This window comes from Phyllobacterium trifolii, from assembly GCF_014192095.1.
GTDB classification, from domain to species: domain Bacteria; phylum Pseudomonadota; class Alphaproteobacteria; order Rhizobiales; family Rhizobiaceae; genus Phyllobacterium; species Phyllobacterium trifolii.
In genome coordinates this window covers 313,591-332,104 of the sequence record NZ_JACHXN010000001.1, presented here as the reverse complement: position 1 = coordinate 332,104, position 18,514 = coordinate 313,591, and the positions used below count along the sequence as shown (strand labels likewise).

The 18,514-nt window shown below is 56.0% G+C and carries 19 protein-coding genes; 15 read left to right on the top strand and 4 right to left on the bottom strand.

The window, feature by feature from the left end; translation table 11 throughout:
• Nucleotides 1-81: 81 nt before the first annotated feature.
• The 3 genes from FHS21_RS01695 to hemB form a co-directional block, all read right to left on the bottom strand.
• Nucleotides 82-501, bottom strand: coding sequence for a hypothetical protein (locus tag FHS21_RS01695; protein ID WP_183660845.1), 420 nt, complete (start codon nucleotides 499-501; stop codon nucleotides 82-84).
• A 50-nt stretch (nucleotides 502-551) separates the two neighbouring features.
• Nucleotides 552-1,022, bottom strand: a complete 471-nt coding sequence (locus FHS21_RS01690) for an RDD family protein (RefSeq protein ID WP_112551305.1) — start codon at nucleotides 1,020-1,022, stop codon at nucleotides 552-554.
• Nucleotides 1,023-1,102: 80 nt separating this feature from the next.
• Nucleotides 1,103-2,140 (bottom strand): porphobilinogen synthase, encoded by a 1,038-nt coding sequence (gene hemB, locus FHS21_RS01685; RefSeq protein WP_112530827.1) that lies wholly within the window; start codon nucleotides 2,138-2,140, stop codon nucleotides 1,103-1,105.
• A gap of 152 nt (nucleotides 2,141-2,292) precedes the next feature.
• Between hemB and FHS21_RS01680 the strand changes: the two genes are divergently transcribed.
• The 11 genes from FHS21_RS01680 (at nucleotide 2,293) to FHS21_RS01630 (ending at nucleotide 14,441) form a co-directional block, all read left to right on the top strand.
• Nucleotides 2,293-3,348 (top strand): enoyl-CoA hydratase/isomerase family protein, encoded by a 1,056-nt coding sequence (locus tag FHS21_RS01680; protein WP_183660843.1) that lies wholly within the window; start codon nucleotides 2,293-2,295, stop codon nucleotides 3,346-3,348.
• Between the two features lie 10 nt (nucleotides 3,349-3,358).
• Nucleotides 3,359-3,787, top strand: a complete 429-nt coding sequence (locus tag FHS21_RS01675) for a DUF6163 family protein (RefSeq protein ID WP_112530829.1) — start codon at nucleotides 3,359-3,361, stop codon at nucleotides 3,785-3,787.
• Nucleotides 3,788-3,925: 138 nt separating this feature from the next.
• Entirely contained in the window at nucleotides 3,926-4,441 is a 516-nt protein-coding gene (ldtR, locus tag FHS21_RS01670) for a transcriptional regulator LdtR (RefSeq protein ID WP_112530830.1), read from the top strand.
• A gap of 1,006 nt (nucleotides 4,442-5,447) precedes the next feature.
• Nucleotides 5,448-6,728: a L,D-transpeptidase family protein gene (locus tag FHS21_RS01665; protein ID WP_112551306.1), complete on the top strand. Its 1,281-nt coding sequence runs from the start codon at nucleotides 5,448-5,450 to the stop codon at nucleotides 6,726-6,728.
• Between the two features lie 175 nt (nucleotides 6,729-6,903).
• On the top strand, nucleotides 6,904-8,196 hold the full coding sequence (gene glyA, locus FHS21_RS01660) for a serine hydroxymethyltransferase (RefSeq protein ID WP_112551307.1): 1,293 nt from the start codon (nucleotides 6,904-6,906) through the stop codon (nucleotides 8,194-8,196).
• 146 nt (nucleotides 8,197-8,342) lie between these two features.
• The gene (gene nrdR, locus FHS21_RS01655) at nucleotides 8,343-8,825 is read left to right on the top strand and encodes a transcriptional regulator NrdR (RefSeq protein ID WP_112551308.1); all 483 of its coding nucleotides are present in this window, start codon (nucleotides 8,343-8,345) and stop codon (nucleotides 8,823-8,825) included.
• Nucleotides 8,822-9,928, top strand: a complete 1,107-nt coding sequence (gene ribD / locus FHS21_RS01650; RefSeq protein ID WP_376772052.1) for a bifunctional diaminohydroxyphosphoribosylaminopyrimidine deaminase/5-amino-6-(5-phosphoribosylamino)uracil reductase RibD — start codon at nucleotides 8,822-8,824, stop codon at nucleotides 9,926-9,928. Before nrdR ends, ribD begins: the two co-directional genes overlap by 4 nt.
• A 10-nt stretch (nucleotides 9,929-9,938) precedes the next feature.
• Nucleotides 9,939-10,553, top strand: coding sequence for a riboflavin synthase (locus FHS21_RS01645; RefSeq protein ID WP_112551309.1), 615 nt, complete (start codon nucleotides 9,939-9,941; stop codon nucleotides 10,551-10,553).
• A gap of 166 nt (nucleotides 10,554-10,719) precedes the next feature.
• Nucleotides 10,720-11,181, top strand: a complete 462-nt coding sequence (locus FHS21_RS01640; protein WP_112530968.1) for a 6,7-dimethyl-8-ribityllumazine synthase — start codon at nucleotides 10,720-10,722, stop codon at nucleotides 11,179-11,181.
• Nucleotides 11,182-11,184: 3 nt separating this feature from the next.
• Nucleotides 11,185-11,691 carry a transcription antitermination factor NusB gene (nusB, locus tag FHS21_RS01635; protein ID WP_112530836.1) on the top strand — a complete coding sequence of 169 codons (507 nt, stop codon included), beginning with the start codon at nucleotides 11,185-11,187 and terminating at the stop codon, nucleotides 11,689-11,691.
• Between the two features lie 596 nt (nucleotides 11,692-12,287).
• On the top strand, nucleotides 12,288-14,441 hold the full coding sequence (locus tag FHS21_RS01630) for a sodium-translocating pyrophosphatase (RefSeq protein WP_112551310.1): 2,154 nt from the start codon (nucleotides 12,288-12,290) through the stop codon (nucleotides 14,439-14,441).
• Nucleotides 14,442-14,498: 57 nt separating this feature from the next.
• Here FHS21_RS01630 and FHS21_RS01625 read toward each other — a convergent pair whose 3' ends face one another.
• Nucleotides 14,499-15,023 carry an outer membrane protein assembly factor BamE gene (locus tag FHS21_RS01625; RefSeq protein WP_376772051.1) on the bottom strand — a complete coding sequence of 175 codons (525 nt, stop codon included), beginning with the start codon at nucleotides 15,021-15,023 and terminating at the stop codon, nucleotides 14,499-14,501.
• 125 nt (nucleotides 15,024-15,148) lie between these two features.
• Here FHS21_RS01625 and FHS21_RS01620 point away from each other — a divergent pair, with 125 nt between their 5' ends.
• From FHS21_RS01620 to FHS21_RS01605, 4 genes are all read left to right on the top strand, one after another.
• Entirely contained in the window at nucleotides 15,149-15,706 is a 558-nt protein-coding gene (locus tag FHS21_RS01620) for a ubiquinol-cytochrome C chaperone family protein (RefSeq protein WP_183660839.1), read from the top strand.
• A gap of 14 nt (nucleotides 15,707-15,720) precedes the next feature.
• Entirely contained in the window at nucleotides 15,721-16,290 is a 570-nt protein-coding gene (locus tag FHS21_RS01615) for a YceD family protein (protein WP_183660837.1), read from the top strand.
• 76 nt (nucleotides 16,291-16,366) lie between these two features.
• Complete coding sequence (plsX, locus tag FHS21_RS01610; RefSeq protein WP_183660835.1) at nucleotides 16,367-17,452, top strand: phosphate acyltransferase PlsX; 1,086 nt, start codon at nucleotides 16,367-16,369, stop codon at nucleotides 17,450-17,452.
• Nucleotides 17,449-18,420 carry a beta-ketoacyl-ACP synthase III gene (locus FHS21_RS01605; protein WP_112551315.1) on the top strand — a complete coding sequence of 324 codons (972 nt, stop codon included), beginning with the start codon at nucleotides 17,449-17,451 and terminating at the stop codon, nucleotides 18,418-18,420. Before plsX ends, FHS21_RS01605 begins: the two co-directional genes overlap by 4 nt.
• Nucleotides 18,421-18,514: the final 94 nt, after the last annotated feature.

Genomic DNA, 18,514 nt, shown 5'->3' with positions numbered 1-18,514 from the left:
ATCCTATGACCGCCTGAAACGTCAATTCAATTATATTGTATTCAGATGTGTATGTCTTGGGCGAGTTAGGTTCAGTAGCTGTTATCTGACCGAACCGCCGCCGCAGCGCGCGCCATTCCATGAATGGCTGGGCGCATCGAACTTGCCATTGACCGAGCCGCCCCAGCTTCCGTTGAAGCCGTCAAAATCACTGGAGAAATCGAGGTAGAGAAGCCCGGTCCCATATTTGTCAGTCCAGACGAGGGCGCGAGACGTGCCACTTCCAAGGTCCTTCTCTATCAGGTTGCCTTCGACGCGGCCATCCGGCTCATCGAGTTCATAGGTGCCGGAGAGATGGCCATCTCTGGCGACATTCAGATTGGTCTCCACATCACGATAGTCCCCGCTGGAGATCATCTCGCCGCAAAAACGTCCTGCAGGTGACGCTGCAATGCTGGTCGTGGTGCCAAGGCCATAGAGTATAAGCGCCGCAAAAGCGAACGCGGAGGAGCGTAAGTTCATGATATTACCAAGCCAAATGGAGAAGGGCTCCAGATCAGGAGCCCTTGAGATTAGTTATAAGCGCGAACGACAACTGTGCCGAGCAAAAGGTCGTGGACAGTGCGTTTGCGATCGAGAAACAGTGTTGCCAGCAGAATGAGCGGCGTCAGGACCACATTCAGCCCCCAGAACAGGACGGTATGAACGATCGCAAGCAAGCCATCGACCTTCTGCCCGTCAAGCCGTTCCAGCTTCAGGCCCATCATCTGCATGCCTTTTGTCGCCTGGCGTGGTCCGCCCAGTGTCGTTGCGACGTAGGCAAGGGCAACAACAGGAAACATGATGCCATACAGTATCCAGCCGAGACCAAGCGTCGCCACACCAATGATGGCAATGAGGATCGCAACGGGAATGCACAGGAAGAAAACGATCACATAGTCGATCAAGAACGCAAAGATGCGGCTCGTGCGCACACCCTGATACAGCCGCCAATCATCGAGGCGGTTGGTGACAATTTCGCCATCAAGGGTCTTCGTGTTCATTTCATTTCCTGTTTCACAAGACGGACACATTGGCGTTTGCGTTGAAATTGGGAATTCGAGAACAAAATATCAATAAGATTTCAATAACCGGCTTTCAAACGTTCCGCCACAGTCGGTGCAAAATAAGTCAGGATGCCATCGCAGCCGGCCCGCTTGAAGGCAAGGAGCGTTTCCATCATGACCCGCTCCTCGTCGATCCAGCCATTGGCGCCGGCAGCCTTGATCATCGTATATTCGCCTGACACCTGATAGGCGAAGGTCGGCACGGCGAAGGTGTCTTTCAGCCGTCGGATGATATCGAGATAGGGCAGGCCAGGTTTGACCATAAGCGAATCCGCGCCTTCGGCCAGATCTTGCTCGGCCTCGCGTACCGCCTCATCGCTGTTTGCCGGGTCGATATAATAGGTCTTCTTGTCACCCTTCAAACGCCCTGACGTTCCGATCGCCTCGCGGTAAGGGCCATAGAAGGCCGAGGCGAATTTCGTGGCATAGGCCATGATCGCCACGTCCTGAAAGCCGTTCTGGTCCAGCGCATCGCGGATAGCGCCAATACGTCCGTCCATCATGTCCGACGGCGCGATGATATCGGCACCCGCTGCTGCCTGCAGCACGGCGCCTCGGGTAATCTGCTCGACAGTCTCGTCATTGACGATGATACCATCGCGCAGGATGCCATCATGGCCGTGGCTCGTGAAAGGATCGAGCGCAACGTCGGTGATCATGCCAATTTCCGGCACCGCGCTCTTGATCGCTCGCGTTGCACGGTTGATGAGATTATCGGGATCGAGAATGCCGGAACCTGCATCATCGCGCAGGTCCGCGTCGATATTGGCAAACGTGGCGATAGCGGGGATGCCGAGCTTGGCCGCGCGCTCCGCCTCACGCACCGCCATATCGACGGAAAAACGCTGAACACCCGGCATGGCGTTGATGTCCTCGCGCCGGTTCGTGCCCTCGCACAGGAAAATCGGCCATATCAGATCATCGACGGTCAGCTGGTTTTCCTGAACCAGACGTCGCGACCAATCCGCCTTGCGCATGCGTCGCAAGCGGCGGCCTTGCGTGATTTCATCGACTGTTCTTGCCGCACGTGTTTGAAACGTTGGATGTTTGTTCATGATTGCTCAGCCGAACGTTGGCATTTCCTCGTTGTTTGGAATTGTTTTAACAGGGAACGTCCTGTTGACCAAGATGCCCGGCCTTAGATGTGATCCATTGACGCGGTGTGCCAGAGTTTCCTAACCTCTGTTACGAAGGTTCGGAGGGGAGCATGGAGATCGATTTCGGCGGCGAGGGAGAAGTCGTATTCGAGCACCGAGGCAAGGCTGGCCTCATTCGCCTGACGCGGCCGAAGGCTTTGAACGCCCTGACGCGGAACATGGTCGGCGCGATGCATCGTGCACTTGTCGCGTGGTCGTCCGATTCCGACGTCCATTGTGTCCTTGTCGAGGGCGAGGGGCGGGCCTTTTGCGCTGGCGGCGATATTCTCGCGGTCTATCATGCCGGCCGGTCCGGTCGGCCCTTCTATGAATTCTTTGCCGAAGAGTACCGCCTCAACGCCTACATCAGGCACTTTCCGAAGCCCTATATCTCGCTGATCGATGGTATCTGCATGGGTGGCGGCGTTGGAATTTCCGTCCACGGCTCTTATCGGATCGTCACAGAAAATATCGTGTTCGCAATGCCGGAGGTCGGCATCGGCTTTTTTCCCGACGTTGGAGGAAGTGCCTTTCTTCCGCATCTTCCCGAACATTTCGGCACTTATCTTGCGCTGACGGGCAACCGTATCCGCCAGGGCGATTGCCTTCAAAGTGGCATTGCCACCCACGCCATCAAGGCGGAAAACAAGGAGAAGCTGCGGCGCAGCCTGATCAGAACCGGCAATCCCGAAACGGCACTGCGCGGCAAAACCATCAATCCGGACTATGAAACGCCCGAAAAAACCCGCGATATGATCGGCGTGCTGTTCGATTCGAAAACACTGGGCGGTTGCGTGATCCGCCTGGCTGCCGCCGGCGTAAATAGCAGCGAGGAAGCGCAAAAGCTCCTCGATCTCATCAAGACCCGTTCGCCGACGAGCCTGCATGTGACGTTCCGGCAGATCGAAGACGGCCGCGATCTCGACATGGATCAATGTATGCAGATGGAGTACCGCATTCTATGCCGCATGCTCGAGAACCATGATTTTTATGAGGGTATACGTGCGCTACTTGTGGACAAGGACAATATGCCCGTGTGGCAGCCCGCGAAAATTGACGATATAACGCCCGAAATGGTCGATGCCTATTTCGCATCACTGGGCGAGCGGGAACTACAACTGACATGAATAGACATACATGAGCGATAGGCCGACTCATCTGCCATTCGACGCGACAATGGCCCAACTCGGCTTCGTGTGGTTCCTGCGACTTGTCTCCATTTATTGCCTCGTCGCAGGCGTCGGCTATTGGGCGCAGCTCAGCGGCTACTATGAAGGCATGCTCTGGCGCTTCGACCTGATGCCATGGCAATGGAAGGTCGCGACCGTCTCGCTTGCCATGCTCTATCCCGTGGCGTCGACCGGGTTGTGGATGATGGTCTCCTGGGGCCCGGTCATATGGTTTGTGGCCGCATTGGGCGAAACGCTGATGTTCACGGTTTTCTCCAATTACTTTTTCTACAGGCCGCAGATCGCCATCGTCCATGGCTGCGTGGCGCTACTTTATATTCTCTTCCGGATTGTGCTTTTCGTGCAGAAGCGCCAGCACGCAAAGCCCATCAGGTAAGTCTTCATTAAGATTGAAATTGATTCATTCGCGGTAACGCACTGTTAAGTCTGTGTTTTAAGTCGAATTTTATGCGTATTCGATAGTGTCTCCTCAACGGTGAGAAAAATACACCGAAACAACAGTGAGGCAGGTACTATGAACAACACACAGAGAAAGTCTGGTGAGAGCCAGCGTTCAACACCAAGTGATACAGCATTGCGTACACTATATCTTGAAGCACTTCAGTTGGTCGAACGGTTACATCGTCGTCTGCTTGATGTGGTCAAGGATGAGTTCGACCGCAATGGCCGCAGCGACATCAATGCCATCCAGGCGTTGCTGCTTTTCAACATCGGCAATGCGGAACTGACTGCCGGCGAACTACGCAGCCGCGGTTATTATCTAGGCTCGAATGTTTCCTACAATCTGAAGAAACTCGTCGAGCTCGGCTTCATCTCCCATGAGCGTTCACGCACCGACCGCCGTTCGGTCCGGGTCAGCCTGACCGAAAAGGGAACGGAAGTCGCGGAACTGGTCGCAGGTCTCTACGAACGTCACGTCGCATCGATCGAACATGTCGGCGGCATCAAGGCGGAAGAATTCCAGTCGATGAACAAGGCACTCCAGCGCCTCGACCGCTTCTGGAACGACTCTATCGCCTACCGCATGTAAGACCATGCAATCCACAGCAAAAGCCCGGCTTCGCGCAAAACGAAGGCGGGCTTTGTTTGTTTAAAACCAAGGAGTTTCATGCTTGAGTTAGATGGTGCGGGGTCAAACGCGACTGTCTCCAGATATTAACCATTGAATTCTCACAGCAGAGCATCGCGCTCCACAAATTTACCTCGTGCGTGCTCCTCACATATCGATCACAACAAACTGAGTTGTAGAGAGCGGTTTGTGTACCCATTTCGGGAATGGCGCACGATCGTGCCCCGATAACGTGGTGCAGAAGATTCCCCCACGAGGTCTGAAAACCTTCACGGCTGAGCCGGCTTTTATTCCGGTTCTCGTCCGGGATGAACTGCGCTGCCACTACCGAGATCCTTCGCCGAGCGCCGCATAGTAACTTCGTTCAGGAGATGTGCGATGTCTATCAAATCTGTAGTTATCATCGCTGTGATAGGACTATCTGGCTTACCGTTATCTGCGTGCATGTGTACTGATGGCGGTCGGTATTCTTACCAGTATGACCAACCTGGTGGTATCCCGTTTTGGGATGACGGGAACTTCGATAGAGCTATCGGCGATCATCGCGGTCTTCATGACAATGGTGGCTATGGTCATCATGAGTTCGGTGGCTCTGGTGGGTCGGGAGGTCATGGCGGGCATGGAGGAGCGGGGAGACGTTAGCGAGAGACGGCCTGTTCAGTCATAGGTTTCGTTGCCAAGGACCACTCGCCACGACATGACAGACTCTGGCCAAGAGCGGGATGGGGTCAGGACCCTCGTCCCGCAGTCATTAATCCGCCATATTGCCGTGGAAATGCCACAACACATATTCAGTGAAGTTCCATAGACAGCCGGAGGGCTGGTCGGCATTTGAACCATCACAATTGCGCGATCAGTGTGAATGTTGCTGTTTGTTAAGAGTGTTCCTGATAATTTTCGCGACCGAAGCTGTTTTTCTTGGTAAGCGGCGGGTTGACGGCAGATTTCCAGTTGGGTTGGACAAAATATGAAGAAATTTGGATCATCAGCACTTGATCGCCGCGCCTTTTTAACTGGCGTGGCAACTGCTGGTCTTGCCGCGGTAACAACATCGGCCTTTGCACAGCAGACGGATATTGGCGAAATTCTTGCCGCTCCGCGTCGCGGTAACTGGGATGACCAGTTTGACGCTCGCTCGACGACACGTGCAAAAGTTGCGGGTTTTCAGCCAATCGCAAGCCCGGAGACGGTTTCGTTCACCGAAAGCGCGATCAATACATACAATCAGATTGTCAGCGGCGGCGGCTGGCCCACAGTGCAGCCGACGGTAAAGTTGCAGCTCGGCGTTGTTGATCCTTCCGTTCCCGCCATGCGCAAGCGCCTGATGATTTCCGGTGACCTTGCCGAAACAGCCGGCTTGTCAAATTCTTTCGACACGTATGTCGACGCCGCAGTGAAGCGTTTCCAGTCACGTCACGGTCTCCCGGCCGATGGTGTCATGGGGCAATATTCGCTCGCGGCAATGAATGTGCCGGCCGATATTCGCCTTGGCCAGCTGCACACCAACCTTGAGCGCCTGCGTAAGCTCGCCAGCGACGACCAGGGCCCGCGCTATGTCATGGTCAACATTCCGGCAGCGCAGATCGAAGCCGTGGAAACTGGCCGTGTCGCCCAACGCCACACAGCCATCGTCGGCAAGATTGATCGCCAGACGCCAATTCTCGACTCCAAGATTCAGGAAGTCATCCTCAATCCTTACTGGACGGCGCCAAAGTCGATTATCCAGAAGGATATCATTCCGCTGATGCGCAAGGATCCGACCTATCTGACGCGCAACAAGATCCGGCTGTTCAACGAGCAGACACGCGAGGAAATTGCGCCGGAGACCATCGATTGGAATACTGACGATGCTGTCAAGCTGATGTTCCGCCAGGATCCGGGCAAGATCAACGCCATGTCCTCGACGAAGATCAACTTCCCGAATCAATATGCGGTTTACATGCATGACACGCCGCAGCAGGGCATTTTCAACAAGCTTATGCGCTTCGACTCCTCGGGCTGCGTGCGCGTGCAGAACGTTCGCGACCTGAACGTCTGGCTGTTGCGCGACACGCCGGGCTGGGATCGCCAGACGATGGAAGCGACAATTAAGACCGGCGTCAATACGCCGATTGCAGTCACCAATCCGGTGCCTTTGCATTTTGTTTATGTGAGCGCTTGGTCGACAGGCGACGGTGTCGTCCACCTGCGCGATGATATCTACGAGATGGACGGGCAGGCCGCCCTGTCGATCGGAACGAACACCTGATCGGTAGCAGCAGCCCACATGCCTAACAAACAGACCGCCTTCGGGCGGTCTTTTTGTTAGGGCGGTTTCGGGCTATTGCTTTTCGCGTACCGGCCATTGGCCTTGGGTATTTAAGTATGATAATGCGCCGCAATTACCTATGAATTCCCCACCGGCAAATGAGGGTCCTGTCACCATGTCGAATGCAGATACATTTTTCAACGCATCGCTCGAAGAAATCGATCCGGAGATTTTCAGCTCCATCCGCAAGGAACTTGGCCGTCAGCGCCATGAGATTGAGCTGATCGCATCGGAAAACATCGTGTCGCGCGCGGTGCTCGAAGCACAGGGCTCGATCATGACCAACAAATATGCCGAGGGCTATCCGGGCAAGCGCTACTATGGCGGCTGCCAGTTCGTTGATATCGCGGAAGAATTGGCGATCGAGCGTGCCAAGCAGCTGTTTGGCTGCGAATTTGCCAATGTCCAGCCGAATTCCGGCAGCCAGATGAACCAGGCGGTTTTCCTGGCCCTCCTGCAGCCGGGCGATACGTTCATGGGTCTCGATCTCAATTCAGGCGGTCACCTTACCCACGGCTCCCCCGTGAACATGTCCGGCAAATGGTTCAAGGTCGTCTCCTATGGCGTACGCCAGGACGATCACCTCCTCGACATGGATGCGATCGAGAAACAAGCGCATGAGACCAGGCCAAAATTGATCCTTGCCGGCGGCACCGCCTATTCACGCATCTGGGATTGGAAGCGTTTTCGCGAAATCGCAGATAGCGTTGGCGCTTATCTTATGGTCGATATGGCGCATATTGCTGGTCTCGTTGCTGCTGGCGTGCACCCGTCTCCTGTCCCGCACGCGCACGTCGTCACCACGACGACACACAAATCGTTGCGCGGTCCGCGCGGTGGCATGATCCTCAGCAATGACCCGGAGATCGCCAAGAAGATGAATTCGGCCGTGTTCCCCGGGCTTCAGGGTGGCCCGCTCATGCATGTCATCGCTGCAAAGGCCGTTGCATTCGGTGAAGCGTTGAAGCCGGAATTCAAGACCTATGCCCAGAATGTCGCCGCCAACGCGAAAACGCTGGCCGAGACTTTGAAGAAGAACGGCCTCGATATCGTCTCCGGCGGCACCGACAATCATCTGATGCTGGTCGATTTGCGCCCGAAGAATGCAACCGGCAAACGTGCCGAAGCAGCGCTCGGACGGGCCAATATCACCTGCAACAAGAACGGCATCCCTTTCGATCCGGAGAAGCCTTTTGTTACGTCCGGCGTTCGCCTCGGCACACCGGCCGGAACGACACGTGGTTTCGGTGCGGCAGAATTCACCGAAATCGGCAATCTGATTTCGGAAGTTCTGGACGGCCTCAAGGTGGCCAATTCCGACGAGGGGAATGCTGCCGTTGAAAAAGCGGTTCAGCAGAAGGTCGTTACGCTGACGGACCGCTTCCCGCTCTATCCATACCTTGGATAATACGGTGGCAACAATCTCCCCGGCAGCGGGGAGATTGTTCTCCTACGTCTATTGGTTGACAGTTCGTATCGCAGGAACGCTTTAATCTCGCACCGAAAGACATTATCTTTGCAGCGATTTTAGAATCGTGTTCAGAGAGCTCATCGATGCGTTGTCCCTATTGCCAGTCCGAAGATACTCAGGTGAAAGATTCCCGCCCTGCGGAAGATGGTGCCGTAATCAGGCGTCGGCGCGTCTGTCCCGATTGCGGCGGACGTTTCACCACCTTCGAACGCGTGCAACTGCGTGACCTTTCCGTCGTCAAGAAAAGCGGCCGCAAGGTTGCTTTCGACCGCGACAAGCTGATGCGTTCGGTTGAAATCGCATTGCGCAAGCGGCAGGTCGATCCCGAGCGAGTGGAACGCGCCGTATCCGGTATCGTTCGCCAGCTGGAAAGCTCTGGCGAGCCGGAGGTCAGCTCCGATGAGATTGGCCGGCTGGTGATGGACGCGCTGAAGGGCATCGACGACATTGCCTATATCCGCTTTGCTTCGGTCTATCGCAATTTCCGCGAAGCCAAGGACTTTCACGATGTTATCGATGAGATTACCGCCGGTGACATAGCAGCCGAACCTGTCAAGGATGAATGAATCCGATGGCAGCTTCTGTTCTTGATCACCGCTACATGGCAGCGGCCATTCGCTTGTCACGCACCCATCAGGGGCTGACTGGAACAAATCCCTCCGTCGCAACATTGATCGTCAAGGACGGCGTGATTGTGGGGCGCGGAGTTACCGCCATAGGCGGACGCCCGCATGCGGAAACACAGGCTCTGCTCGAAGCTGGCGAGAAAGCCCGAGGCGCCACAGCCTACGTTACATTGGAGCCGTGTGCCCACCACGGCAGGACTCCCCCTTGCGCCAATGCACTGGTCACGGCTGGTGTCATCCGGGTGGTTTCGGCCGCAAGCGATCCCGATGAACGTGTGGCTGGTAAGGGCTATGCCATCCTGCGCACTGCCGGCATCGAAGTCGAGGAAAACGTGCTTCGGGCAGAAGCCGCCGATTATCTCGCCGGTTACCTGATTCGATCTTCCAAAAAGCGCCCGGAAGTAACTCTAAAGCTTGCGCTTTCGAGCGACGGCTTCATCGGCGACAAGGGGCATGGGCAGGTTGCGATCACCGGTCCGGTATCGCGCGCGCAGGTTCACCTCATGCGCGCCGAGTCCGATGCGATCCTCGTCGGTATCGGAACGGTTCTTACCGATGATCCCCTGCTGACCTGTCGCTTGCCGGGCCTGGAGGCCCGTTCTCCTACCCGCATCGTGCTCGATAGCCGGCTTCGTTTACCGCTTGATAGCTCTCTGGTCAGAACTGCTGGCACTGTTCCGGTTTGGATCGCCGCCAATGCAGAAGCTGATTCAGCCAAACGGCAAGCATTGGAAGCCGCTGGTTGCCGCATCCTAGCGACCGAAACCGATTGCGGTGCGACCGCACTGCCGGAGCTGCTGGACGATCTTGCGGCACAGGGCATGGCAACCCTGATGGTTGAAGGTGGTGCGACCGTCGCCGGCTCGTTGCTGCAGGAAGATCTGGTGGATCGTCTGGCCCTGTTCGAAGGTCTGTCTGCAATTGGTAGTGAAGGCGGGGTTGTAGTGCCTGCACTGCGCTCCCATATGGCTCGTGGTTTCAACCTGTCACATGAATATCGCTTCGGTGAAGATCGCTACAGCGAATATGTCAGACCTCTCTAGGGAATCGCGGATGTTTACGGGAATTGTAACGGATATTGGCAGGATAGGTCAGGTGAAGCCGCTCAATGAAGGCGTGCTGCTGCGTGTCGAGACCAATTACGACCCGGAAACGATCGAGATCGGTGCATCCATTTCATGCTCCGGCGTTTGCCTCACCGTAACAACCCTTCCCGAAAGAGGCTCCAATGCGCGCTGGTTTGAGGCCGAAGCCTGGGAAGAAGCGCTGCGGCTTACCACCATTTCCGGCTGGAAGACCGGAACACGCATCAATCTCGAGCGCTCGCTGAAACTCGGTGACGAGATGGGCGGCCATCTCGTATCCGGCCATATCGACGCGATGGCGGAAATCATCAAGCGTGAGGACGAGGGCGATGCCGTTCGTTTCACACTGCGTGTGCCCGGGCAACTTGCACGGTTCATCGCACAGAAGGGTTCCGTCGCGCTGGATGGTACGTCGCTCACGGTCAACGGTGTCAATGGCAACGAGTTCGATGTTCTCCTCATTCGTCATTCGCTGGAAGTGACCACTTGGGGCGATCGCAAGGTTGGCGACAAGGTCAATATCGAAATAGATCAGATGGCGCGATACGCTGCACGGCTTGCAGAATATCCGAAATCAGCCTAGGACCTGAACCAACAACTAAAGAGACCTTTTGAAATTCACCTTGACAGGTTAGCTGATGCGGTTTTCGAGAACCGGAGCGCAGTGAACTTTTGGGTTCATGAGCACCGGAGCGCAGACGATCGCTTCAGATGACCATCGGGGTGGATTTATTCCCTTCGGAGCTATCATGTCGAAAAAAAAGACGCACGCGCCACATCTGTTGATCGTGGAAGCGCGATTCTATGAAGATTTGTCGGATGCCTTGCTAAATGGTGCAAAATTGGCCCTCGATGAAGCCAATGCCACCTATGATGTCGTTACCGTTCCCGGCGCACTTGAGGTGCCAGCTGTCATTTCCTTTGCGCTTGATGGTGCGGAGGATGGCGGGACCGAGTATGATGGTTATGTAGCGCTGGGCACGGTCATCCGCGGCGAGACATATCATTTTGATATCGTCGCCAATGAATCCTGCCGCGCGCTGATGGACCTTGCTGTCGAGGAAAGCATTGCCATCGGTAACGGCATCCTGACTGTCGAAAATGAAGAGCAGGCATGGGTGCGCGCACGGCGTGAAGACAAGGACAAGGGTGGCTTTGCGGCACGCGCTGCACTGACCATGATTGCCCTCAAGGACAAGCTCGGAGCCTGATCGATGCCTTCTCCAAAAGACGAGCAAAGCCCTCTCGTGAAGACCGCGAATAAACGTGGCGTTGCTCGGCTGGCTGCAGTTCAAGCCCTCTATCAGATGGATGTAGCGGGTACAGGCGTGCTTGAGGTCGTGGCAGAATACGAGGAACACCGTCTCGGCAAGGAAGTGGATGGCAAGCAATATCTCGATGCCGACCCGCAATGGTTTCGCGCCATTGTCTCAGGCGTCGTTGCCGATCAGACTACGCTGGACCCAATGATCCGTCAGGCTCTGACCGAGGACTGGCCGCTGTCACGTCTTGATTCGACGCTGCGTGCGATCTTGCGCGCCGGCATCTGGGAACTGAAGAACAAGGCTGATGTCCCAACGGCTGTCATCGTGTCGGAATATGTCGACATCGCCAAGGCGTTTTATTCGGAAGAAGAACCCAAGCTAGTCAATGCTGTTCTGGATCGACTGGCTTTTGAACTTCGCGGTGAGAGCAAGGGCGTTAAAGGCCCACGGCGTTAAGAGAATTCTAATTTTCTATTTTGAGTCGTGAGGGCGATGATGCTTGGGGGGGTACTTCCAATCATAGAAAAGTACAGCGCCTGCAAGAATTAAACCTGCCACGGGCATTATAAAAAACGAGAGCATTTGCAGAGTGGTCACGGCCTCATCCTCTTGAGGAAAGTGCTTGCGCTGTAGTGTATGATACCTGCAACTACGATACAAATGGTGCTGACAGAAGCCAAGAGCAATGTCGGTCCGGTAGGACCATATAGAGCCGACACCATCGGAGCTACGCCACCAACTGCAAAAATCGCGACGCCTACGCTATTCACGAACGTCGCAAACAATTTGACTCGTTCGTTATAAATTGCATCCACGCATTGTCTCACACAACTACTACGCCGCCTTGAACATTGGCCTGCCATCCGTGCGGCGGCTAGCCCTACTTTCGTCTTGCGTTTCGCTAAGATGCGAAAGACCTTGACGTTTTCACATTTGCTTCGCTACTCCTTACACATACGGTCGCGTTTCTGCCGGCCTGGCGGATTTCTTTGTGTGCCGTACCGAACGTGACCCGGGGAGGGGTTTTTCCGGTCAAAATCTGAGGGAGTGGCATGACAATACTGTTTTTGGTCATTGCCTGCGGTCTGCTGTCTATTGTCTACGCGTTTCTAGCCACCAAATCGGTGCTCGCGGCGGACCAGGGCAATGCGCGCATGCAAGAAATCGCCGGTGCAATTCGTGAAGGCGCACAGGCATATCTCACACGTCAGTACACCACGATCGCCATCGTCGGCGTCGTCGTCTTCCTTGCAGTCTGGTTTCTGCTTACCGGAACGGCTGCGATCGGCTTTCTGATTGGCGCAGTGCTGTCAGGGCTTGCCGGTTTCATCGGCATGCACGTTTCTGTCCGTGCCAATGTCCGTACGGCACAGGCCGCATCTCGCAGTCTTGCCGCGGGCCTTGAAATCGCTTTCAAGTCGGGCGCGATTACCGGCATGCTGGTCGCGGGTTTGGCCTTGCTCGGCGTGTCCGTCTATTACTGGATACTGACTGGACCGATGGGTTATGGGCCCGCCGATCGCACTGTGATCGACGCGCTTGTCTCACTCGGTTTCGGCGCCTCCCTCATTTCCATTTTCGCGCGTCTCGGCGGTGGTATCTTTACCAAGGGTGCTGACGTTGGTGGTGATCTCGTTGGCAAGGTCGAGGCTGGCATCCCTGAGGACGACCCCCGCAACCCTGCGACGATCGCCGATAATGTCGGCGACAATGTCGGTGATTGCGCCGGCATGGCGGCCGATTTGTTCGAGACTTATGCGGTGACGATTGTCGCAACCATGGTTCTCGGTGCAATCTTTTTTGCCGCAACGCCTGTCCTCAGTGCGGTCATGCTCTACCCATTGGCCATCTGCGGCGCGTGCATCGTCACCTCTATCGCCGGCACGTTCTTCGTTAAGCTTGGCGCAAATAACTCCATCATGGGTGCTCTCTACAAGGGGCTGATCGTGACGGGGCTTCTGTCGATCCTCGGCCTTGCGGCGGCAACTTCCGCAACGGTCGGCTGGGGTGAGATAGGTACAGTCGATGGTCAGTTGATCACCGGAAGGAACCTGTTTTTCTGCGGAATACTCGGTCTGGTGGTGACGGCGCTGATCGTGGTCATCACGGAGTATTATACTGGCACCAATAAGCGCCCGGTCAATTCAATCGCGCAGGCTTCGGTTACCGGTCATGGAACCAACGTGATCCAGGGACTTGCGGTCTCGCTCGAATCGACCGCCTTGCCAGCTCTTGTCATTGTCGGTGGCATCATCTGGACCTATCAGCTCGCGGGTTTGTTCGGCACTGGCATCGCAGTCACAGCGATGCTCGGTATCGCCGGTATGATCGTGGCGCTCGACGCCTTCGGACCTGTCACTGACAATGCCGGCGGTATTGCCGAAATGGCGGGTCTCGATCCGGAAGTGCGCAAGTCTACCGATGCGCTCGATGCGGTGGGTAACACGACAAAGGCGGTCACCAAGGGCTATGCGATCGGTTCTGCCGGTCTCGGCGCATTGGTGCTGTTCGCCGCTTATTCGAACGACCTGAAGTTCTTCATAGCGGAGGCCGATAAGGCCGGCGCGACGGCGTTTTCCTACTTCAAAGGCATTGGTGCCGTCAACTTTGAGCTGTCCAACCCCTACGTGGTTGCTGGTCTCATCTTCGGCGGCCTCATTCCTTATCTCTTCGGCGGTATTGCGATGACGGCAGTTGGCCGTGCAGCAGGCTCCGTTGTGGAGGAAGTGCGCCGCCAGTTCCGCGAAAAGCCAGGCATCATGCAGGGCACGGAACGGCCGGACTATGCGAGGGCAGTGGACATTCTCACCCGCGCTGCGATTAAGGAAATGGTTGTTCCTTCGCTCCTGCCTGTGCTGGCACCGCTTGTCGTGTATTTCGGCGTGCTGTTGATTTCGGGCTCAAAGGCTTCTGCCTTCGCTGCTCTCGGTGCTTCGCTCCTGGGCGTTATCATCAATGGCATATTCGTCGCCATTTCGATGACGTCAGGCGGTGGTGCCTGGGACAACGCAAAGAAATCCTTCGAAGACGGCTTCGTCGACAAGGATGGAACGCGCCACATGAAGGGTTCGGAAGCGCACAAGGCGTCGGTAACGGGCGATACCGTTGGCGATCCTTACAAGGACACGGCGGGTCCCGCTGTCAATCCGGCGATCAAGATCACCAATATCGTTGCCTTGCTGCTTTTGGCCGTGCTTGCGCACTGATTGCTGATACTCGCCCAACAAAAAAACCCGCGAAACATGTTTCGCGGGTTTTGTTTTTTAAGGGTTATCCGGAGCGCCTCCGGTGGGCGTGCCTGAGGCAGAGGGCATTGACGGGGTCTTGCCGACACCTTGCAGCAACTGGCCGAGGAAGGAGAGATCCTTGCCGCCTGTCGGCGTGGTGCGGGAAATGAAGTCGAATACCTTGCCATCCTGCAATCCATAATTGGAGACGCTGGAAACTTTGCTGTCCTTGTCGAAATAGACGGCCAGAATGCGGCGTTCCGTGACCTTGGGCTGCATGAAGGCGACGCTGCGATGAGCTTTTTGCGAGATGTAGTAGAAAACCTCATTGTCGAATGTCGCTGTCGTTGACGGACTGCCCAGCGACAGGATCACCTGCTCACGGCTGGAGCCTACAGGAACGAACTCCAGCGCCTTGTCGTCAATGACATAGCCCTGTGTCAGTGTCTCTGATGGATTGAGGTTGGCAGTATTGCAGCCAGCGAGCCCCGTAGCCAATAAAAAGGTTCCGGCGAGAAGGTATTCCCTTGAACAACCGGTCTTGAAAATCCGCTGCAGCAACGACATCTCCATTTCAAACTGGGCGCAAGTCTTTCGCTGCCCGCAGAACTTCGGTAAACCACCTTGAAGTCCGATGCAACACGCGACTCGTGATGCATGGGAGACTCAAGTTAGGGCCTAACTACATGATTCTCAGTCTATTCAGCCGCAAGGCCAAAGCAAATGAGGCGATTACCATTGCCCTCTACGATGCGATCGTGGCAGCGGCGCGGCAGCCATACTTTTATTCGGACCTGGATGTACCGGATTCGCCGCTTGGCCGGTATGAAATGCTCTCTTTGCATGTTTATCTGTTTGTCAGGCGTATCAAGGGCAGAAGCCCGGCACTGAAAGCAATCGGCCAGGAAGTGACGGACGAATTTTTCAGGGATGTCGATCATTCCTTGCGCGAGCTCGGCATAGGGGATTCGGGTGTACCCAAGCGCATGAAGAAACTGGCGCGGATGTTTTACGGCCGTATCGAATCCTACGACAAGGCGCTTGAAGCCAACGATCACCCGGCCTTGGTTGCCGCGCTTGCGCGCAATATTCGGCCTGACAGCGATAGCTGGTCAGGCGCAGCTGCGCTGGCAGATTATGTAGGACGGGCGGTCCGGTTGCTGGAGAGCCAGCCTGACGAAGTACTCGCAAGCGGGAAAGTGATATTTCCTGACGCGGGCGCTCTTGAAACACCGCGGAATTGAAAGGGGGAAGCAAGATGACGACAAGAAAAACCGATGGAGCCTTAAGCTTTCCTGTTTCCATCAACCGCCTGCCGCAAAAAGGGGTCACGATAAAGATCGATGCCGATCAACGTGAGCGCGATGCACTGCGCGACTTTCACGAATTGGAGGATGTCAAATCGTTCAAGGCCGATCTGCAGATCGTGCCTTGGAAAAAGGACGGCATTCGCGTTCTGGGTACCATCAAAGCAGAGATCGTCCAGTCATGTATCGTAACTCTGGAGCCGATCGATGCGACCGTCAATGCGGAGATCGACACGCTTTTCGTGCCGGAAAATTCTCGGCTTGCCCGTTTGCCGCTTGATGAGAATGGCGAACTCATCATCGACGCCGAGGGGCCCGATGCACCGGAGACGTTTTCCGGCGACAGGCTCGATGCAGGCGCTATCGCCGAGGAGTTTTTTGAACTTGCGATCGATCCCTATCCACGCAAGCCCGAAATCGAGGATGCGCCACCGGTCGTGGCGCGTTTTGGCGAAGCGGACGAGGCGGAAAAACCTGCCAATCCGTTCGCTGGTCTGAAGGATTGGAAACAGAACACTTGATTGGTGGTATGTCCTCGGCATAAGTAATGCCGCCCGGATAGGCGCATCCGTACTGAACAGGACAGGACAATCGAGAGTGATCAGAATTTCCATTGATGCCATGGGCGGTGATTTCGGTCCATCGATCGTCATTCCCGGCATGGCAACGGCGCTGGAGCGCCATCCTGATATCAGGTTCGTGATTTTTGGACGAGAAGAAGAGGTCCAGCCGCATCTGGCAAAACATCAGGCATTGTCCAACGCCTCGACGTTCCACCATTGCGATGTGTCCGTGCGTATGGACGAGAAGCCGAGCCAGGCTTTGCGCAACGGCCGCTGGAAATCATCCATGTGGCGTTCTATCGAGGCCGTAAAGACGGGCGAGGCAGATGTCTGCGTTTCCGCCGGCAATACCGGCGCTCTCATGGCGATGTCGAAGTTCTGCCTGCGTACGATGGCAAATGTCGAGCGGCCCGCCATCGCTGGCATATGGCCGACTTTGCGCGGTGAAAGCATTGTACTCGACATAGGCGCGACGATCGGTGCCGATGCGCAGCAACTCGTGGACTACGCTGTGATGGGAGCCGCCATGGCGCGCTCCCTTTTTGACATCGAGCGCCCCACGATTGGCCTTCTGAATGTCGGCGTGGAAGAGATCAAGGGGCAGGATGACGTCAAGGACGCGGCGCGTATCCTGCGCGAAATTCCGTTGCCCAGCCTCGAATATTACGGCTTCGTCGAGGGTGACGACATCGGCAAGGGCACGGTGGATGTCGTTGTGACGGAAGGGTTCACCGGGAATATCGCGCTCAAGGCGGCAGAAGGCACGGCCAAGCAATATGCGCAATATCTGCGCGAGGCCATGAACCGCACACTGATGGCGAAGATTGGCTATATTTTCGCCAGGGGCGCGTTCAACCGTCTGCGCGAGAAGCTTGACCCGCGCAAGACCAATGGCGGCGTGTTCCTTGGCCTTAATGGTGTCGTCATCAAGAGCCATGGTGGCACCGACGCACTGGGCTTTGCCTCCGCCATCGATGTTGGTTATGACATGGCTCACAACAAGCTCCTCGACAAGATCGCTGCGGATCTCACGCATTTCCACAAGGGTCCGGTCGGCGTCGCCTTCAAGGACGAAGCCGACAACGACACAGAAGTCGAAATACAACAGGAAGTTAAATGATCAGATCAGTTGTTAAAGGTATAGGGGCGGCCAAGCCGGCACGCCTGGTCAAGAATGCTGATCTGGAAGGCATTGTCGAGACGAGCGACGAATGGATCGTCCAGCGCACGGGTATCCGCCAGCGTTATATCGCTGGTGAGGGTGAGACGACGGCTTCGCTCGGCGAGGCAGCAGCACGGGCCGCGCTGGACAATGCCGGTCTCACGCCGGACGATATCGATCTGATCATCCTGGCTACTTCGACGCCGGACAACACATTTCCAGCGTCCGCGGTCGATATTCAGGCGCGCCTTGGCATGACGCACGGCTTTGCATTCGACATGCAGGCGGTGTGCTCCGGCTTCGTCTATGCGATGACCACCGCCGATCTTTATATTCGCGGCGGCATGGCCAAACGTGTTCTGGTCATCGGATCGGAGACGTTTTCCCGTATCCTCGACTGGAAAGACCGCACGACATGCGTGTTGTTCGGTGATGGTGCGGGTGCTGTTGTTCTGGAAGCGGGTGAGGGCCGTGGTCTGACCTCGGATCGAGGCGTCCTCACCGCCAATCTGCGTTCCGATGGGTCGCACAAACAGAAACTATACGTAGATGGTGGACCATCCACGACGCAGACGGTGGGGTATCTGCGGATGGAAGGTCGGGAGGTGTTCAAGCATGCCGTCGGCATGGTCACCGATGTGATCGAAGCGGCGTTTTCCGAGGCAGGAATTACTGCCGCGGACATTGATTGGTTCGTCCCGCACCAAGCCAACAAGCGCATCATCGACGCTACCGCGAAGAAGCTCGACCTGCCTGCCGGGAAGGTCGTCATCACTGTCGACCAACACGGAAATACCTCAGCTGCTTCAGTACCCTTAGCTCTTGCGGCCGCTGTGGCCGACGGCCGGATCAAGCAAGGCGATCTCGTCCTACTCGAAGCCATGGGTGGGGGGTTTACGTGGGGTGCAGTTCTGCTACGGTGGTAGCAGGCAGGTTAAGCATTGAATTAGTTCACGAACTTTCTCAACGTGCTTGCCCGATCCGGTTTCATTCTGTAACTTCCGCTGTCACCTGGTAGTT

Coding starts and splice junctions, on each gene's coding strand:
- FHS21_RS01695 (WP_183660845.1), bottom strand. CDS start 501: ATGAACTTACGCTCCTCCGCGTTCGCTTTTGCGGCGCTTATACTCTAT.
- FHS21_RS01690 (WP_112551305.1), bottom strand. CDS start 1,022: ATGAACACGAAGACCCTTGATGGCGAAATTGTCACCAACCGCCTCGAT.
- hemB (WP_112530827.1), bottom strand. CDS start 2,140: ATGAACAAACATCCAACGTTTCAAACACGTGCGGCAAGAACAGTCGAT.
- FHS21_RS01680 (WP_183660843.1), top strand. CDS start 2,293: ATGGAGATCGATTTCGGCGGCGAGGGAGAAGTCGTATTCGAGCACCGA.
- FHS21_RS01675 (WP_112530829.1), top strand. CDS start 3,359: ATGAGCGATAGGCCGACTCATCTGCCATTCGACGCGACAATGGCCCAA.
- ldtR (WP_112530830.1), top strand. CDS start 3,926: ATGAACAACACACAGAGAAAGTCTGGTGAGAGCCAGCGTTCAACACCA.
- FHS21_RS01665 (WP_112551306.1), top strand. CDS start 5,448: ATGAAGAAATTTGGATCATCAGCACTTGATCGCCGCGCCTTTTTAACT.
- glyA (WP_112551307.1), top strand. CDS start 6,904: ATGTCGAATGCAGATACATTTTTCAACGCATCGCTCGAAGAAATCGAT.
- nrdR (WP_112551308.1), top strand. CDS start 8,343: ATGCGTTGTCCCTATTGCCAGTCCGAAGATACTCAGGTGAAAGATTCC.
- ribD (WP_376772052.1), top strand. CDS start 8,822: ATGAATCCGATGGCAGCTTCTGTTCTTGATCACCGCTACATGGCAGCG.
- FHS21_RS01645 (WP_112551309.1), top strand. CDS start 9,939: ATGTTTACGGGAATTGTAACGGATATTGGCAGGATAGGTCAGGTGAAG.
- FHS21_RS01640 (WP_112530968.1), top strand. CDS start 10,720: ATGTCGAAAAAAAAGACGCACGCGCCACATCTGTTGATCGTGGAAGCG.
- nusB (WP_112530836.1), top strand. CDS start 11,185: ATGCCTTCTCCAAAAGACGAGCAAAGCCCTCTCGTGAAGACCGCGAAT.
- FHS21_RS01630 (WP_112551310.1), top strand. CDS start 12,288: ATGACAATACTGTTTTTGGTCATTGCCTGCGGTCTGCTGTCTATTGTC.
- FHS21_RS01620 (WP_183660839.1), top strand. CDS start 15,149: ATGATTCTCAGTCTATTCAGCCGCAAGGCCAAAGCAAATGAGGCGATT.
- FHS21_RS01615 (WP_183660837.1), top strand. CDS start 15,721: ATGACGACAAGAAAAACCGATGGAGCCTTAAGCTTTCCTGTTTCCATC.
- FHS21_RS01605 (WP_112551315.1), top strand. CDS start 17,449: ATGATCAGATCAGTTGTTAAAGGTATAGGGGCGGCCAAGCCGGCACGC.